A 16,135-nucleotide genomic window follows, 5' to 3' on the forward strand; every position below is an offset into this window, starting at 1 on the left:
GTCGCAGTCGAGGACCATCGCGCCATGATCGTCTGTTCGTGCAATGTGTTGAGCGATCAGGATGTCCGCTCCGCCGTCGAGGCGGAGCGGCCGCGCTCGACCAGCCAGGTCTATGGCTGTCTCGGCTGCAGCCCGAAGTGCGGCCGCTGCGCGCGCACCATCCGCCGCATCATTGACGAGGCGCTCGGCAGCGCCCGTGCGGCATCCTGCAACGCCCGCGGGCAGTCCTTGTAATCCTTATTCGCCCGCCGGCTAACACCGACTGCTTGCCATCCTCCATGGCCTTCCTGGACCGGTTTGGTACCGCGCCCACACGGCATTCGTTTGACCTCGGGTCATTGGTCGCGGTCAACGAGGCACGGCCATGGAAGAGGCGCAGTAGTTCACGACGAGCGGCCGCGCGGCGCTGGGGGCCGGAGGCCGACCGGTCCGCCCCCACGCGCATGCGCGCTTTACCAATCGTGAAGGCGCGGCGGCAAGGTTGCGCCTCGGCCGTCCGGCGCAGCCTTTCAGTCAGGAACCCATAGACCAACGTATCGGACGCATGCGTCCTCGGCATGATAGTTCGAACACTGGAAAGGCTGGCATGCTTGGGTCCTCCACAACCCAACCAAGGAGCATCGGAAATGACGCTCGGATTCGTTCTTTCGAGGATGCTGCAGATCTTCCTGAGGGTCTGGGCCGTCGACACGACGGCGCAGCCGGTTAGGCGCGGCGGCAACGGGTTTGCTCGCGCGATGGTCCGGCCGATCTACTTACGCTGTCCCGTCGAGGAAGGTTCGTGACCGCGAGTGAACCCGCTCATCCGTGTTAAAGGGCGGCCGGCCAAGGAGCGCCGGCCGATATCGATACCGGCAATTTCAAAACCAGAGGCACTCCGATGAGCGGTGGGCATTCCACCTATATTCCCAAGACCAGGATCGGACGCTGGTTCGACGCCCGCCTGCCGGTGCCGCGCCTAGTGCATGATCAGTTCATCGTCTATCCGGTTCCACGCAACCTGAACTACGCCTATTCGTTCGGCGGCATCCTGTCGATGATGCTGGCCGCGCAGATCGTGACCGGCGTCGTGCTGGCCATGCACTACGCGGCCGACACGACACTGGCCTTCAATTCCGTAGACAAGATCATGCGCGACGTGAATTCCGGCTGGCTGTTGCGCTACCTGCACTCCAACGGCGCGTCGTTCTTCTTCATCGCGGTCTACGTCCATGTCTCCCGTGGACTCTATTACGGCTCCTACAAGGCGCCGCGCGAACTGCTGTGGGTCCTCGGCCGCACCAACCTACTGTTGATGACGGCGACGGCGTTCATGGGTTACGTGCTGCCCTGGGGACAAATGTCGTTCTGGGGCGCGACCGTCATCACCGGCTTCTTCAGCGCCATTCCGCTGGTCGGCAACTGGGTGCAGCAATTGCTGCTCGGCGGCTTTGCGGTGGACAATCCGACTCTAAACCGCTTCTTTGCGCTGCATTACCTGCTGCCGTTCATGCTGACGGCGTCGTCATCCTGCACATTTGGGCGCTTCACGTCGCCGGCCAGACCAATCCGGCGGGTATAGACGTGAAGTCGCAAACCGACGTCGTGGACTTCACGCCCCATGCTACGATGAAGGACGTGCTCGGGGCCGTGGTGTTCCTGCTCGCCTTTGCGTACTTCGTCTTCTACGTGCCGAACTATCTCGGGCATCCAGACAATTACACCGCCGCCGACCCGCTGAAGACGCCGGCGCATATCGTGCCCGAGTGGTACTTTCTGCCCTTCTACGCGATCCTGCGCGCTGTCACCTTCAACATCGGGCCGGTCGACTCGAAGCTCGGCGGCGTGCTCGCCATGTTCGGCGCCATCGCCGTGTTGTTCTTCGTGCCTTGGCTCGACACGTCGAAGGTGCGCTCGGCCCTCTACCGGCCCTGGTACAGGCGTTTTTTCTGGCTCTTTGTCATCAACGCCCTCTTCCTTGGCTGGCTGGGGTCCAAGCCGGCGGAAGGCTGGTACATCCCCGCCATGCAGGCATCGACCCTCTACTACTTCGCGTTCATTCTGGTCGTCATGCCGCTGCTGGGCGTGATCGAGACGCCGCGCCGGCTGCCGAACTCGATAACCGAAGCGATCCTGGAGAAAGGCAAGGAATAACACCGAAGGATCGCCTGCCCGGTCGCCGTGCCCCGAGGCGAGGATTGTGTGAGGATTTTTATGGATCCGGATACGGTAATGAACTGGTGGAATTCTCCCCATCTCTACATGGTGCTGGTCGGTCTCGCCGGCATAGTCGTTTGGCACGTCATTCCTCGGCGGCTCTCCACCACCAGACTGATTGTCCAGATCGCATTCTTCCTTACCATGTCGGTCCTGCTGCTTGACGGAGCTGTGCTCCCCTACGAGCCGACACGGGGCACCGAGACAACCGCTAGCGCAATCCTCGTCGGTTCGGCCAAGTTGCTGTGGTGGGTTCACCTCGCCTGGGCGCTGATCGGGTTTGTCCGCATCTATCTCGTGTTCGAACGAAAGCCGCGCGAGGCGCGCCTTCTGCAGGACCTCGTCGTCGGTGGCGTCTACGTTGGGATGCTGCTGTCGATCCTGGCCTTTGTCTTCGGCGCGCCGATCGGAACGCTGATCGCCACCTCGGGCGTCTTTGCCATCGTACTTGGACTGGCGCTCCAGAATACGCTGAGCGACGTCTTTTCGGGCATCGCGCTCAACCTCGGCCGACCTTATGTGCTTGGGGACTGGATCGTCCTCAGCGACGGAACCGAAGGGCGCGTTGTCGAGACCAACTGGCGATCGACCCACCTTCTCACTTTGGCCCACAACGTGGTGGCGCTGCCGAACAGCTTCCTCGCGAAGCTCGGGCTGACCAATGTCAGCAGCCCTGAGGAGAGCCATGGGCTGTCCGTCACGATAAGATTGGCGCCGACCAAGATGCCGGCGATCGTCGCGGACGTCATGAACGCGGCCTTACAAAGCAGCAACACAATACTGAGGGAGCCCCCACCGGTGGTCGCTATCAAAGCTCTGGATGCGACGGCGATCGAGGTCGATCTGTTTTTTCGCGTCGCAAATGTTGGCCAGCGAATTCCAGCGAAGAATGAAATCTTCGATCTCGTCTACCGTCATTCCAAGTCCGCGGGTTTGCGGCTGGCGCCGCCACCCTCCTCTGCGATTCTCATGAATGACTTGCCGAGCGATGAGACGGGAAGTCTCCCAGAAGTCACGCCGATCAAGCTTATAAATGCCATACCAGTCTTCTCGGCGTTGACGGACAACGAAAAAGAAGCCCTCGCGGCAACTGTTGCGGTGCGCACCTATCGCAAGGGCGACATCATAGCACGACAGGGAGAGATGCTGCCGTCCCTCATGATTGTTCGGACGGGCATCATTGTCCGAGAGCGCGGCGAAGATGACGCTCATGCGCAGGAGATCGGCCACCTTGCTCCCGGCGACTTTTTCGGAGAAACGGGTCTGCTCGCGGGCGTTGGCGAGACTTCGACCTTGCGCGCAATGAGCCACGTCGTTGTCTACGAGATTGACCAGCAAAGCTTCGCGCCCCTGCTGCTCGACCGGCCCGAAATGGCCGAAGATCTTGCGGCCGTCCTCTCAGCCAAGGTGTCCCTCGGCGGTAGCAATGGCGCCGGACAAGAGCACACGAATTCGAAATTCGCGCTGCTCAAAGCCATGCAGACGATCTTTCACCCAGTGCCGTTCCGGCGTGGTTTGAGCGCCGGCAGACCAGGCGCACAAGAAGGGAGGTAGCCATGAGCATCCGACAATCCGGCGTCACAGATATCGTTTTGCCGGTGCCCAGTGAACCGGCGAGCGTTCATTTTAGATCCTCGACTGTGCCGCGTCTGTCTGCAGAGGGCGGTTGCAGGCATGAATGACTGGGCGCTGTGAGCCGGCACCCTATTGGCTTGCAGTTAATCCTGCCGGGCCTGCATGGCGGGTAGCCGCAATATCACCGTTGTGCCCGACCCGAAGGCGCTCTCGATGTCGACGCGCCCGCCGTGGCGCTCGGCAAAATGCTTCACCATCGGCAGGCCGACGCCGCCGAGGCCTGTGCCCTTGGTGGTGAAAAAGGGATCGAAGGCGCGGAGCACGGTCTCTCGCGTCATTCCGATTCCACTGTCTTCGATACGGAGCTCGACGACAGTGCCGGGGTCCTGAACCACCGCGGCGGCGTTTATCGAGATCAACCCGCCGTCCGGCATCGCGTCGCGCGCGTTGAATACGAGATTCAAGACCGCGTTCTGCAAACCCAGCGGATCGCATTTCGCAGCGGGTAGATCGCGCCCAACGCGAATTTCGAGACGAACGTTCGTCTCCCATGCGCTTCGGACAAGGTTTTCGACCTCGGCCAAGCAGGCGCCCACGCTTGCATGTTCCGGCGCTCGATGACTTGCCGCGGCCCGGCCGACCGTCTCCCTCACGAGCGCGCCGGCTTGCTGCAGGGCGGTCCTGGTGCTGGCGATTACGGGGTCGAGTGCTGGAGCCGTCGAGACGCTCGGGTCGCGGGCGACCCGATTCAGTGCAGATGAAGCGACCTGAATAAGATTGCCCAGATCAAGAACAATGCCGGCCGTCGACTGCTCCGCCGTCGGATCGGACAGGAAAACATCAGTAGTCCGGTCAAAGACATGATTGTCGGCCGTGCCTGATCTTGTTTCCGCGCCTGACATTTTCGTGCCCTCTTTTGTTCGGTCGACACCTGGCAATCCGGTCGTGTGAGGACACTATATTAAGGAGCATTTTCGGGTCGATTGGATGGAGGACGAGGGTGAGCCATACGGCGGTATATGTCTCGCTGCAGTTTCCGCCCGATTGATCGTCATGGCACGAGACCGGTGAAGGGAGACACTGACAGCCGACGCCAGTCGGCCGCGCACTCCCTGCCAGCCTTGGGCGCGCTGCCTGAGAACGTCGGCGCGGTCTTACCCCGGCGATGCGTTCGATCGACGTCGGGAACTTACCCGTGCGCCGACCACCGGCTACAGCTGCCACTCCCCCGGGTGCATCGTCCTAGACTTTCGGATCGCCTGACCGAGCCGTCCGTCGAATATTTTCGCGCGCCAAGTGGGCGCATTCTTCTCGGTATCGGACGACCCGCCGCACAGGAGAAGACACGTGCACAAGATCATCAGAGCTCTGGCCCTTGTTTACGCATGTAGCGTGTCGGACAGCCCGACGGCGCAGGCCACGGACCATCAGGCAAAACCGACGATCGTGCTGGTGCACGGGGCCTTTGCTGAATCGTCGAGCTGGAACGGCGTCATCGCCGAGCTCAACAGGGACGGTTTCCGGACCATCGCCGCGGCCAACCCACTTCGCGGCGTTGCAAGCGATGCGGCCGCCGTATCGGCCGTCATCGGATCCATCGGCGGACCGGTCGTCCTGGTAGGCCATTCTTATGGCGGGCCGGTCATCACCGAGGCAGCCAACGGGAAGAACAATGTGAAAGCGCTGGTCTATGTGGCCGGATTCTCCCCGGACAAAGGCGAGTCCAGTCTCACGCTTTCGGGGAAGTTCCCAGGCAGCACGCTTGGCGAGGCGCTCCTGCCGGTGGCGCGGCCGGATGGAGGACAGGACCTCTACATCCAGCCGGAAAAGGTTCACGAGCAGTTCGCGGCCGATGTGCCGGCAGCGCAGGCCAGCCTGATGGCGGCGACACAACGCCCGGTGGCTGACGCCGCCCTGGCAGAGCCCTCCGGCGCGCCTTCTTGGAAGACAATTCCATCCTACGCGATCTACGGCTCGGCGGATCGGAATATCCCGCCGGCGGTCATGAAGTTCATGGCCGAGCGCGCGCATTCGGTGAAGACCATCGTCGTCGAGGGCGGGTCGCACGCGCTGATGGTCTCGCGTCCAGAAGCGATCGCCTTGCTCATAGAGGAAGCCGCATCGGCACAGTGACGAAACCGGCCGCCTCGCGCCGGCTGCATTCAGCAAGTGCAAGCCCCAGGAGACATCGACATGAAAATCGTGGTCATTGGCGGCACTCGGTACGTCCGGTTAGCGACTGTCGAAAGGTTGCGTCAACAGGGGCACGACGTCGTGGCGGCGTCGCCGCAACGTCCTGCCCTCACAACAGCGGCACCTCGTGATCCCGGCCACGCTGGCAAACCTCTTCGGGAATTCCTCGAGAACACCGCCTCCGTCCTGCGCCACCTATGGCACGGCCGAGATCTTTGGCTTGGGCTACTACGGCAGCGCCTCGGAGGTCGTGGGTCGGGGCCAAGCGAGGGAAGGCTGCGAAGACAGTGTCGCTTGAGCCAAGCCCTTCTGCTGGCGGTCGAGCGAGTCGCGGACGCGCGTCGCTCTCATCGAGGAATTCAGGGCCGGCACGGTTAGAGCCGCCGGCGTTGTTCCAAGTAGATCTTTTCGAAGTCAGAACAGGAGAATGACATGAAAATCGTAATCATCGGCGGCACCGGGCTTATCGGCTCCAAGACCGTCGCAAGGCTGAGCGTGAAGGGCCACGACGTGTTGGCGGCGTCGCCAAGTGGCGGCGTCAACACCTTCACCGGTGAAGGATTGGATAAGGCTCTTGCCGGGGCAGAGGTTGTCATCGACCTCGCCAATTCGCCGTCGTTCGAGGACAAGGCCGTTCTCGAGTTCTTCGAAACAGCCGGAAAGAACCTGCTCGCGGCGGAGAAGGCCGCCGGCGTGAAGCATCACATTGCGCTCTCGATCGTCGGGGCGGAGCGCCTGCCCCGCAGCGGCTACCTGCGCGCCAAGATGGCTCAGGAGAAGCTGATCAGGGAGTCGGGAATTCCCTACACGATCGTTCACTCGACCCAGTTCTTCGAGTTCCTTGGCGGCATTGCGCAGTCGGCAACCGTCGGCGACACCGCCTCGGTATCGTCGGCCTACTTCCAGCCCATCGCCTCCGACGACGTCGCGGATGTCATGGCTGACGTGGCGCTCTCCCAGCCGATTAACGGCGTGATGGAGATCGGCGGCCCCGAGCCTTTCCGCATGAACGAGCTGGTCGCGCGTTTTCTGCAGCTCGCCAACGATTCCAGGAAGGTGATCGGCGATCCTCATGCGCTCTATTTCGGGACCGAGCTAGACGACCGCTCGCTTGTCCCTGGCGCGGGCGCCCGGATCGGTTCGACGTCGTTCGAAGACTGGTTCGACCACGCCCCGCCTCGGCGAAGCGGTGTTGCGGCGTAACGGCGTCATCTGACGAGGAAACGACGATGGACCATAAGCTGCCCACTGCGCCTCAGGCAAGTCGCCGGACCCTCCTCCTCGGCGCGGCTGCCGCCGGCATTGCAACCGGCCTGCCCAAATATGCGCTCGCGCAAGGGACAGCCGGCCAGGAATCGAACTCATCAATCTCTCAAGAAGGATCGAAGGATATGAGCACTATCACCACCAAGGACGGCACCGAGATCTACTACAAGGACTGGGGTCCGAAGGACGCCCAACCGATCGTCTTCCACCACGGCTGGCCGCTCAGCGCCGACGACTGGGACACGCAGATGCTTTTCTTCGTCGGGCATGGATATCGCACCATCGCCCATGACCGGCGCGGGCACGGCCGTTCCGCGCAGGTGAGCGACGGCCACGACATGGATCACTATGCCGCCGACGCGGCGGCGGTGGTCGAGCATCTCGGCCTGAGCGACGCAATCCACATCGGCCACTCGACCGGCGGCGGCGAAGCCGCTCATTACGTCGCCCGCCACGGCAACGAACGCACCGCGAAGCTCGTCCTCATCGGCGCGGTGCCGCCAATCATGGTGAAGACGCCGGCCAATCCTGGCGGCCTTCCGATCGAAGTGTTCGACGGGCTGCGCAAGTCGCTCGCTGACAACCGCGCGCAGTTCTACATCGATTTCCCGTCAGGCCCCTTCTACAGCTTCAACCGGACCGGCGCGAAAGCGATCCAGGGCATCGTCCAAAACTGGTGGCGGCAAGGCATGATGGGCAGCGCCAAGGCGCACTACGACGGCATAAAGGCCTTTTCGGAAACCGATTTCACCGACGACCTCAAGATCATCGACGTGCCGACACTCGTCATGCACGGCACGGACGATCAGATCGTGCCCATTGCCGATTCCGCGCCGTTATCGGCAAAGCTTCTAAAGAACGGCACGCTCAAGATCTATGAGGGCTTTCCGCACGGGATGTGTACCACGCATGCCGATGTGGTGAACGCCGACTTGCTCACCTTCATCAGGTCCTAGCCTCGCGCGTGCCCTCAGGCGAGAGCCCGATCGCCGGCCGTCCTCCCCTCCGGCCGGCGATCACCCCAATCTCAACCGCAAACTGGAGCCAGACAAATGATCCGGAATACACTCTACAGCACCGCCGCTCTCGCGGCGTTCATCGCCACCGCCGCGCTGGCCGACAATACGGCTGGCGCTTTCAAGAACGTGAAGCTCGTTTATGATCAACCGCTTCCGAACGTGCCCGGCAAGAGCATGAGAGGTGTGCTTGTCGAATATGAGCCAGGCGGTAATTCGCCCGCGCATCTCCATCCCAAATCTGCCTTCATCTACGCAACGGTTCTCGAAGGGGCGATCAAGAGTCAGGTCAATGATGGCCCGGTGGTCACCTATCGCGCCGGCGAGAGCTGGTCCGAATATCCCGGTGATCGTCACCGCGTCAGCCAGAATGCCAGCGCGACTGACCCCGCCCGGCTGCTGGCCGTCTTCATCGTCGACACCAGCGAGACCGAACTTGTGCTCCCCTACGAAGAATGAGGTCGGAATCTATCGCCCTGTTTGAACAGGAAAGCGCCGCGCCGCCGTTGCGATTGAAGCGCTCCTCGGCACGGCACGCAACCAGGGACGGCGCAATGCTCATCGACAAACTGCATGCCTTCACGTCGTCGCGCCTGGCCGTGATCGACTTGGATGCAACGGTGCAAGCGACCGCCGTTTCACTGTCCAGGCCTGGCATCGGCCTCGTTTTGGTATGCAATGCAGGCGGAGGCGCAGAGGGTGTGCTTAGCAAATCCGATCTCGTGCGCCATCTCGCCGGCCCAGCGTCCAAGACGCCGCCAGTGTCCGACCTGATGAACAGATCCATCGTCTCGTGCAGTCCGCAGGACGATGTCCATGACGTATGGCAGACCATGGCGGCGCGAAGCCTGCAGAACATTCCGGTAATCGACGTCGGCGCCAGGCCTCTCGGCATACTGGACATACGCGACACGATGAAAGTGTTGTTCGAGCAGGAAGAAATGCAGGAGCGGATGCTCTTCAATTATGTCGCCGGCGTCGGCTACCGCTAACGGTTTTTGCCGCGCCTCCTCCAGGCATATCCCGAAAAGGATCGTGATCATGAAACTATACTACAGCCCGCTTGCGTGCAGTTTGGCCGATCACATCGCCCTACTCGAAGCTGGCGCGCCATTCGAGCGGGAGAGCGTCAACCTGAAGACCAAGCGGACGGCATCGGGGGCCGATTTCAACGATGTAACGCGAAAGGGCTACGTTCCGGCGCTGGTGCTGGACAGCGGAGAAATCCTCACCGAGAACATCGCCGTCCTCGATTGGCTCGCTACGGAGTATCCAACGCTCGGTATTCCAGGAAACCTTGGCCGCACGCGCGTGCTAGAAGCGCTGGTTTTCATCTCGACCGAGGTGCACCGCAGCTTCAAGCCGATGTGGCATGCCAGTAGCGAAACCCAAAAGGCGCAGGCAAGAGCGACGATCTCCAAGCTGCTGGACATACTTTCGGAGAGGCTTGCGGGCAACTACCTGTTTGGAGCAACGCCCAGCGTCGCGGATTTCTATCTGTTCGTGATGCTCTTGTGGGCCGAGCGCTTTGATGTCGGCATTCCCCCGCCATTCGTTGCGTTGCGTCGCCGCATGGCGAGCCGTCCGGCAGTGCAAGCCGCCATGCGGCAAGAGGGCCTGATCTCATTGATAGACAGTGAAGCGAATGCTCACACGCGTGAAGAGTGCGATCATGTCACTGGATAACAAGGTTGTCATCATCACCGGAGGAAGCTCCGGCATCGGCCGCGCCGCTGCCCTGAGTTTTGCCAGGCAAGGTGCGAAGGTCCTCATCACGGGACGCCGCCCAGCAATGGTGGAGGAAGCGGCCGCTGAGCACCCGAATATAACGAGCCTCGTCGCCGACGCTGCGAAGCCCGAGGATGCCCCTCGCACCATTGCGAAGGCAATCGACACATGGGGACGTCTGGACATCCTCGTAAACAATGCCGGCGCTGGCGCTCTCTTGCCTCTGGGCGATGCTGCCGCTGAGCGGATCACGGACATCTTCGCGGTGAACGTCGTTGGCCCAAGCCTGCTGGCGTCGGCAGCCCTTCCGCATCTGACGGCGGCGAAGGGAGCGATCATAAACATATCGAGCACGTTCGGTCACAAGCCCGCGGCGGGTCTGTCCCATTACGCCGCCAGCAAGGCAGCGCTCGAACACCTGACGCGCTGCTGGGCGCTCGAACTCGCGCCACAGGGAGTGCGGGTCAACGCCATCGCTGCCGGTCCAACCGAATCGGGAGCACTGACGGGTATGATGGGGCTCTCTCCGGAACATGCAGCGGTTATCGAGGAAGCGGAGCGAGAGCAGATACCGCTCAAACGACGTGGCAGTCCGGACGACGTAGCCAGGTGGATCGTGCATCTCACCGTTTCGGCGTCCGAGTGGGTGACCGGGCAGGTAATCGCCGTGGATGGAGGCCTTGGCCTCACATGACGCACGTGCCGACGAACAGCCGGTCGAAAATCGCCGAGGAGACTATAGACATGAACCGAGCCAGCGGTCGAATCCTTGGAGGGGTTTTGGTTCCCGATACGCCGCTTGTGCAACAGGCCCTCGACTATGCTCGGCACGAATGCGAATCCTATCTGTTCAATCATGTCGTCCGTTCTTGGCTATTCGCGGCGCGGATTGGACAGCTTCGGAACATCGATCACGATGCGGAAGTCGTCGCCCTGGGGACGCTGTTGCATGACATCACGCTCAACGAGCGCTTTAACGGCCCGCGCCGCTTCGAAGTCGAAGGCGCCGATCTAGCCCGGATCTTCGCACAGCAAGGCGGTGTCGACGAGCGCCGAGCCCAGCTGATCTGGGACAGCGTCGCCCTAAACTCGACACCGTCGATAGGCCTCTACAAGGAGGCGGAGGTGGCGCTCTGTACTGCCGGCATCTGCCTGGATGTGATCGGCCTGCAATACGAGCTTGTCCCTGCAGCGGAGATCGCAAGGATCATCGAGGAATTCCCGCGGCTCAAGATGAAGCGTCGCATGACCCGGTGCTTCTGTCGCATCGCCGAGGCCAAGCCGGAAACGACCTACGACAATTTCGTCCGGGATTTCGGTGAACGCTATGTATCTGGATACCGAGCTCCTTCTTCCGTCGATCTCGTGTCGAACGCGCCATTTGAAGGTTGAATACGGCTGGAGCCGGATTGTCCGGATTCGTCGTACCCGGCGAATTCGGCCGTCTACCTTCGCCCGTGGCCGGCGACTCGTGCCCTTCCGGTGAGCCGTTGCCGGAACTGTTTCATGCCGCAGTCCTGGCCCCGCCGACCTCGCGCATCGGCGCCGGCAGCGTCTCCCATGCCCGGATCAACTCACCGATGGAAGCGGCCTCCATCTTGCGCATGACGTTGCCGCGGTGCAGCTTTACCGTCACCTCACTAATGCCGAGGTCGAAGGCGATCTGCTTATTGAGGCGCCCGCGCGCCACCTGATGCAGAACCTCACGCTCGCGTGGCGTCAGCGTCTCAAAGCGTTCGACATTGCGCTTGACGACCGCAGCTTCCGCCCGCCGCGCGGCATCCATCGCAATGCCCGCAATAACAGCGTCAAGCAGCGTTTGGTCCCGCACCGGCTTGGTGAGAAAATCCACAGCCCCGGCCTTCATCGCCTGGACGGTCATCGGAATGTCGCCATGCCCGGTCAGGAAAATGACTGGCTTGGGGTTGCCGCTTTGGGCCAGATGCCGCTGCAGATCGAGACCGCTCGCTCCCGGCATGCGCACATCGAGGATCAGACAACCGGCCCGATCCAGTACGTCGGCATCGAGCAATTCGCGCGTCGAGCTGAAACAGACATGCTGCAACCCGGCGGAAAGTATCAATTCGGACAGCGCCTCCTGAACAGACGCATCGTCATCCACAATGATAACGAGGGGCTGTTCCACTTCGCTCCTGCGCTGCGATGACAACGGCGCCGATCTCCGTACGTGCGGCGGCTGCTCAACTCTCATGCCCATCTCCATTTTTCGATTTGCGTAATACATTGCCGATGGCTGCCAGCATGACCTTCGCATCGAAGGGCTTACGGAAGCACCCGCTGACGCCCTGGGCTCTGTCCGCATCGGCAATCTCGTGGCGGCCGGTGATCAGGAACACCGGCAGGTCCGGGCGCACCTTCTTCACCAGATCACAAAGTTCGAAGCCGTCCATGCCGGGCATCCCGATGTCGGTTATGAGCACGTCAAGGCCGGACAGCCCGCTGATGAGCAATGATCGCGCCGACGAGAAGCTGCGGGCCGCATAGCCGGCGGACTCCAGCAGATCCTCCAGCGACTCGAGTAGCCTTGGATCGTCATCGACAACGGCCACGACAGGTCTTCCCTTGGTCACGCCCGGTTCCCTCCCGCTCGGCGCGAGTGGGTGATCGGTATGTCCAGCCGCTGCGCGATACGCACGAGATCGGCGAGCGATGACGCTGCCATTTTCTGCATCACATTCCTTCTATGGATCTGCAGCGTGACCTCGCTGATTCCGAGCTCGGCGGCTGCCTGTTTGTTGAGAAGGCCGCTCACCACGAGCGGCAGCACCTCGCGTTCGCGCGGCGTCAGGTCGAGATAGCGTTGCTTCAGCACTCTTAGTTCAGCGCGCGCCGATCTCCTTTCCCGATCCTCGGCTATCGACGTATGGATTGCAGACATAAGATCGGCATCGCTGAAGGGCTTGGTGAGAAAGTCCACGGCGCCATGCTTGATCGCCTGGACGGAGGACGGAATGTCGCCGTGCCCTGTTATGAAAACGATCGGCGGATGATCTCCCTTTGCGATCTGCCTCTGCAGATCGAGGCCGTTGATGTCGGGCAGCTCGACGTCGAGGATGAGGCATGCCGGGACGTCCGGCTTGTCCGCACTGATGTATTCGCTGGCCGATCCGAATGCCGCGGCGCGAATGCCGTGCGAATCGAGCAACTCGCTCAGCGCTTCCCGAAGGCGCGCATCGTCGTCCACAATAAAGACGATATGGTCATCCGTGGTCATGGCGCCGCTTTCGTTTCAATAGGCAAGGTAAAGACGAACGTCGCTCCCAGCGGTTCGTTCTTCTCCGCCCACAGGCGTCCGCCATGCGATTCGACGATCGAACGGCTGATCGCGAGCCCCATGCCCATTCCGTTCCCCTTCGTCGTGAAGAACGGCTCGAATATCTTGTCGGGAAACGCGACCCCCGCGCCGCGATCACTGATCTCCGTTTGGACCACATCGCCCACGCGGCGGACCCTCACCCCAAGAACCCGGTCCCCCGCAATGGAGTCCATCGCATCCATGCCGTTTCGAATGAGGTTCACCAGGACTTGCTGGATATGTACGCGGTCGAGAGCGAGAAGCGGCAAGCCGCTTCCGACATCGACATCCAGGCGGACGCGCCGCCGCGCCGCCTCCTCGGCCATAAGATCGCGCGCCTCGGCTATGATGCTACCGAGCATCGTGCGATTCCTCGGCTCCACGGATTGCCTGAACAAGGCGCGGATTCGGCTGACAACTTCCGCTGCCGAGTTGGCGTCCCGGATGATGCGCTCGGCGGTGATCTTGGCGCGCTCGAGGTTTGGGGGTTCGGCCGAAAGCCAGCGGTGGCATGCACTGGAGTTGGCGACGATCGCGGCGAGTGGTTGGTTCACCTCATGCGCGATAGATGCCGAGAGCTCGGCAAGGCTGGCTGCCTGGCTCGCATGCGCTAGACTTGCTTGCGCCAGACGCAGCTCTTCCTGCGCCCGAACTTCCCCATCGATGTCGATGGAAATGGCGTACCATTGCACGATCGCGCCGCTTTGGTCCCGCACCGGCTCCCCGCGGCCGTCGACCCAGCGATACGCGCCATCCGCATGACGCATACGATACTTCATGAAGTAGGGCTCCCCGGTGGCGAGGGAGTGGCGAACCGTGTCGAGCAGGAGAGGTGCATCGTCGGGATGGACGAGGGCCTGTATGGCTGCCGCCAGCCGGCTCATGTCCGGCTTGTCCAGTTGCGCCAGGTCGTTCAAGCCGAAGTAGTCTAGCAAGCGCTTGTTGAAGAAGGTCGGCTCGCCTTCCGGCGTCAGACGTCTGATATGGACGGGAACCATGTTCACGAGCTGCGAGAGCTCGCGCTGCCTATCGCGCAAGGCTTCCTGCGCACGCACCTCATCGTCGATGTCGAGGGAAACGCCGTACCATTCCGCGACCTCACCGTCTTCGTTACGCCGAGGCTCTACCCTGCACTCCGCCCAGCGGTACGCGCCGTGCTCTTCGCGCCAACGAAATCGCATCGTGGACATGCCACCGGTTTCGAAGCAATTCCGTAGGGTGTTCTGTACCTCGGGAGCATCTTCGGGATGGATCAGCTCCTGCAGCAGTTGCTCGATGCGCGGCTCCTCGAGAGCTTCGAAATCCGCAATGACGGAACGGAAATGGTCTTGGTAGCGCTTGTTGAAATAGACCGGCCCGCCCGTAGGCTTTGCGCTCCAGATGCGGACCGGTACGGCGTCGATCGTCTCCCGCAACTGCCGCTCGCTGCGACGTAGCGCCTCTTCGGCGTGCATCTGGTCGTCGATGTCGTGACAGAGGCCGTACCACTGGACGATGCGCCCTTCCTGATCCCTCATCGGCTCGGCGCGGCTCGACATCCAGCGGTAGGTCCCGTCGAGACGGCGCAAGCGGTACCGCATCGCAAAGACCTCGCCGGTGGCGAGGCGATCGCGGAGCGTGTCCCCGAACGCCGCCGCATCGTCCGGATGGACGCCGGCCTCTATCATCGCCGTCAAGCGGCTCATGCCCGGCTTGACCGTATCCGCCACGTCCAGGCCGAGAAAATCGACCATGCGCTTATTGAAAAAAATCGGCTCGCCGTCAGGCGTTAGACGCCAGACGTGGCTCGGAACCATATCGACGAGCTGCGAGAGCTCCCGTTCCCGGTCTCGCGATGTGGCCAGCGCCAGCTGATATTGCCGGGATATGGCCGCCACGATGAGCGCCGAAAATGCCGAGATGGCCAGGAAAAGCTGCAGCATGACCTGCCTTTGTCTCTGGGACTCGGGATCGCCGATAAACTGGCTGTCGCCGGATATCGTGAGCGCCATCGTGATCAGGGCGAGGAGCGTCAAGGCGACGGCGGCGCCCCTGAACTCGAAGCGCGCCGCGGCCCAAAGAAGGGGCGGCATGATGATGTAGGGGGTGGGCAGATAGACGTCGCTCAAGGAAAGTGCGGCGACCCCTAGGAAGATCAGACCTAGGACGCCGGCTTCCGCCCGCTGCGCCGGAGAGAATTGGGTCTTGCTGCGCCAATACTGGATCACGACCAGCGCCGGTGGCGCTACGAGCAGGATTCCGGTGGCGTCTCCAATCCAAAACAGCGGCCATACCGCCGTGAAGGTTTGCGATTCTACGCCAAACCACGCAAGCGTCGCGCTTCCCACCGTCGCGCTTACGAGGGGCGCAACTCCAGCACCCAGAACGACGAATGCGAGAACTTCCTGCAAGGTTTCAAGCCGAACCGGGCGCCCGCATGTCCGGTTCACCAGCGTTGCGCCGACAGTCGCGCCAAGGGCGTTGCCGACATAGATCAGGAAGCCAGCAGGCAGCGGACTGTGGAACCACACGAGCTGCGCGACCATCTCCGCCAGGCAGCCCGCCAATATCCACCACGGCCAGCTGTAAGGAGAGGTGAGAATGAGCGTCGCGATGAAAACGCCGCCCGGAGGCCAAATGGAAACGGTTATTCCGGGGACGATTGCGAGCGCCTGGGCGAACCCGCAGCCCAAGACGTAGGCTGCAAAAAATAACCCCAGGTGCAGGAATTGCGGACGCTGCGACCAGACGGACATCATCGGCTTCTCCTGCCGGGCAAAGAAGGGCTGGGGACTGTCAGCGCTTCGTGTAGCACTTCTCCTCGATATCCGGACTGGCGAAATCTGGGCTGGCGCGCTCATGATTG

The 16,135-nt window shown here is 61.9% G+C and carries 15 protein-coding genes and 3 pseudogenes; 13 read left to right on the plus strand and 5 right to left on the minus strand.

The window, feature by feature from the left end:
• Positions 1–24: 24 nt before the first annotated feature.
• The 4 genes and pseudogenes from AC0L16_RS05645 to AC0L16_RS05660 form a co-directional block, all read left to right on the plus strand.
• Positions 25–213: pseudogene (locus AC0L16_RS05645) on the plus strand ((2Fe-2S)-binding protein); the annotation flags it as partial.
• 413 nt (positions 214–626) lie between these two features.
• Positions 627–785, plus strand: coding sequence for a hypothetical protein (locus AC0L16_RS05650; RefSeq protein ID WP_292188157.1), 159 nt, complete (start codon positions 627–629; stop codon positions 783–785).
• A 95-nt stretch (positions 786–880) separates the two neighbouring features.
• Positions 881–2,133, plus strand: a pseudogene (locus AC0L16_RS05655) (cytochrome b).
• Between the two features lie 60 nt (positions 2,134–2,193).
• On the plus strand, positions 2,194–3,750 hold the full coding sequence (locus AC0L16_RS05660) for a mechanosensitive ion channel family protein (protein ID WP_473619515.1): 1,557 nt from the start codon (positions 2,194–2,196) through the stop codon (positions 3,748–3,750).
• A 164-nt stretch (positions 3,751–3,914) separates the two neighbouring features.
• Here AC0L16_RS05660 and AC0L16_RS05665 read toward each other — a convergent pair whose 3' ends face one another.
• On the minus strand, positions 3,915–4,355 hold the full coding sequence (locus AC0L16_RS05665; RefSeq protein ID WP_473619517.1) for a sensor histidine kinase: 441 nt from the start codon (positions 4,353–4,355) through the stop codon (positions 3,915–3,917).
• A gap of 763 nt (positions 4,356–5,118) precedes the next feature.
• Here AC0L16_RS05665 and AC0L16_RS05670 point away from each other — a divergent pair.
• From AC0L16_RS05670 to AC0L16_RS05710, 9 genes and pseudogenes are all read left to right on the plus strand, one after another.
• Positions 5,119–5,904 (plus strand): alpha/beta fold hydrolase, encoded by a 786-nt coding sequence (locus AC0L16_RS05670; protein ID WP_473619518.1) that lies wholly within the window; start codon positions 5,119–5,121, stop codon positions 5,902–5,904.
• Positions 5,905–5,964: 60 nt separating this feature from the next.
• A pseudogene (locus AC0L16_RS05675) lies at positions 5,965–6,060 on the plus strand (NmrA family transcriptional regulator); the annotation flags it as partial.
• A gap of 336 nt (positions 6,061–6,396) precedes the next feature.
• A complete protein-coding gene (locus AC0L16_RS05680) occupies positions 6,397–7,167 on the plus strand; it encodes an SDR family oxidoreductase (protein ID WP_473619520.1) in 771 nt (256 codons plus the stop codon).
• Positions 7,168–7,355: 188 nt separating this feature from the next.
• Entirely contained in the window at positions 7,356–8,186 is an 831-nt protein-coding gene (locus AC0L16_RS05685) for an alpha/beta fold hydrolase (protein WP_473619521.1), read from the plus strand.
• A 96-nt stretch (positions 8,187–8,282) separates the two neighbouring features.
• Positions 8,283–8,705: a cupin domain-containing protein gene (locus AC0L16_RS05690; RefSeq protein ID WP_473619523.1), complete on the plus strand. Its 423-nt coding sequence runs from the start codon at positions 8,283–8,285 to the stop codon at positions 8,703–8,705.
• A gap of 95 nt (positions 8,706–8,800) precedes the next feature.
• Positions 8,801–9,238, plus strand: a complete 438-nt coding sequence (locus AC0L16_RS05695; protein WP_473619524.1) for a CBS domain-containing protein — start codon at positions 8,801–8,803, stop codon at positions 9,236–9,238.
• 49 nt (positions 9,239–9,287) lie between these two features.
• Complete coding sequence (locus tag AC0L16_RS05700; protein ID WP_287223674.1) at positions 9,288–9,932, plus strand: glutathione S-transferase C-terminal domain-containing protein; 645 nt, start codon at positions 9,288–9,290, stop codon at positions 9,930–9,932.
• Positions 9,892–10,668: an SDR family NAD(P)-dependent oxidoreductase gene (locus AC0L16_RS05705; RefSeq protein WP_473619525.1), complete on the plus strand. Its 777-nt coding sequence runs from the start codon at positions 9,892–9,894 to the stop codon at positions 10,666–10,668. The genes AC0L16_RS05700 and AC0L16_RS05705 overlap by 41 nt, the downstream gene beginning before the upstream one ends.
• Before the next feature lie 50 nt (positions 10,669–10,718).
• Positions 10,719–11,366 carry an HD domain-containing protein gene (locus AC0L16_RS05710; protein ID WP_473619741.1) on the plus strand — a complete coding sequence of 216 codons (648 nt, stop codon included), beginning with the start codon at positions 10,719–10,721 and terminating at the stop codon, positions 11,364–11,366.
• A 112-nt stretch (positions 11,367–11,478) separates the two neighbouring features.
• On the opposite strand, the gene AC0L16_RS05715 is transcribed toward AC0L16_RS05710, so the two are convergent.
• From AC0L16_RS05715 to AC0L16_RS05730, 4 genes are read right to left on the minus strand one after another with little or no spacing between them, the layout of a single operon-like run.
• Positions 11,479–12,186 (minus strand): response regulator transcription factor, encoded by a 708-nt coding sequence (locus tag AC0L16_RS05715; RefSeq protein WP_473619527.1) that lies wholly within the window; start codon positions 12,184–12,186, stop codon positions 11,479–11,481.
• Positions 12,176–12,565 (minus strand): response regulator, encoded by a 390-nt coding sequence (locus tag AC0L16_RS05720; RefSeq protein ID WP_473619528.1) that lies wholly within the window; start codon positions 12,563–12,565, stop codon positions 12,176–12,178. Before AC0L16_RS05720 ends, AC0L16_RS05715 begins: the two co-directional genes overlap by 11 nt.
• The gene (locus AC0L16_RS05725) at positions 12,562–13,209 is read right to left on the minus strand and encodes a response regulator transcription factor (protein ID WP_473619529.1); all 648 of its coding nucleotides are present in this window, start codon (positions 13,207–13,209) and stop codon (positions 12,562–12,564) included. Before AC0L16_RS05725 ends, AC0L16_RS05720 begins: the two co-directional genes overlap by 4 nt.
• Complete coding sequence (locus AC0L16_RS05730) at positions 13,206–16,028, minus strand: MASE1 domain-containing protein (protein WP_473619530.1); 2,823 nt, start codon at positions 16,026–16,028, stop codon at positions 13,206–13,208. Before AC0L16_RS05730 ends, AC0L16_RS05725 begins: the two co-directional genes overlap by 4 nt.
• Between the last annotated feature and the right edge of the window lie 107 nt (positions 16,029–16,135).

This window comes from Mesorhizobium sp. WSM4848 (genome assembly GCF_055811375.1).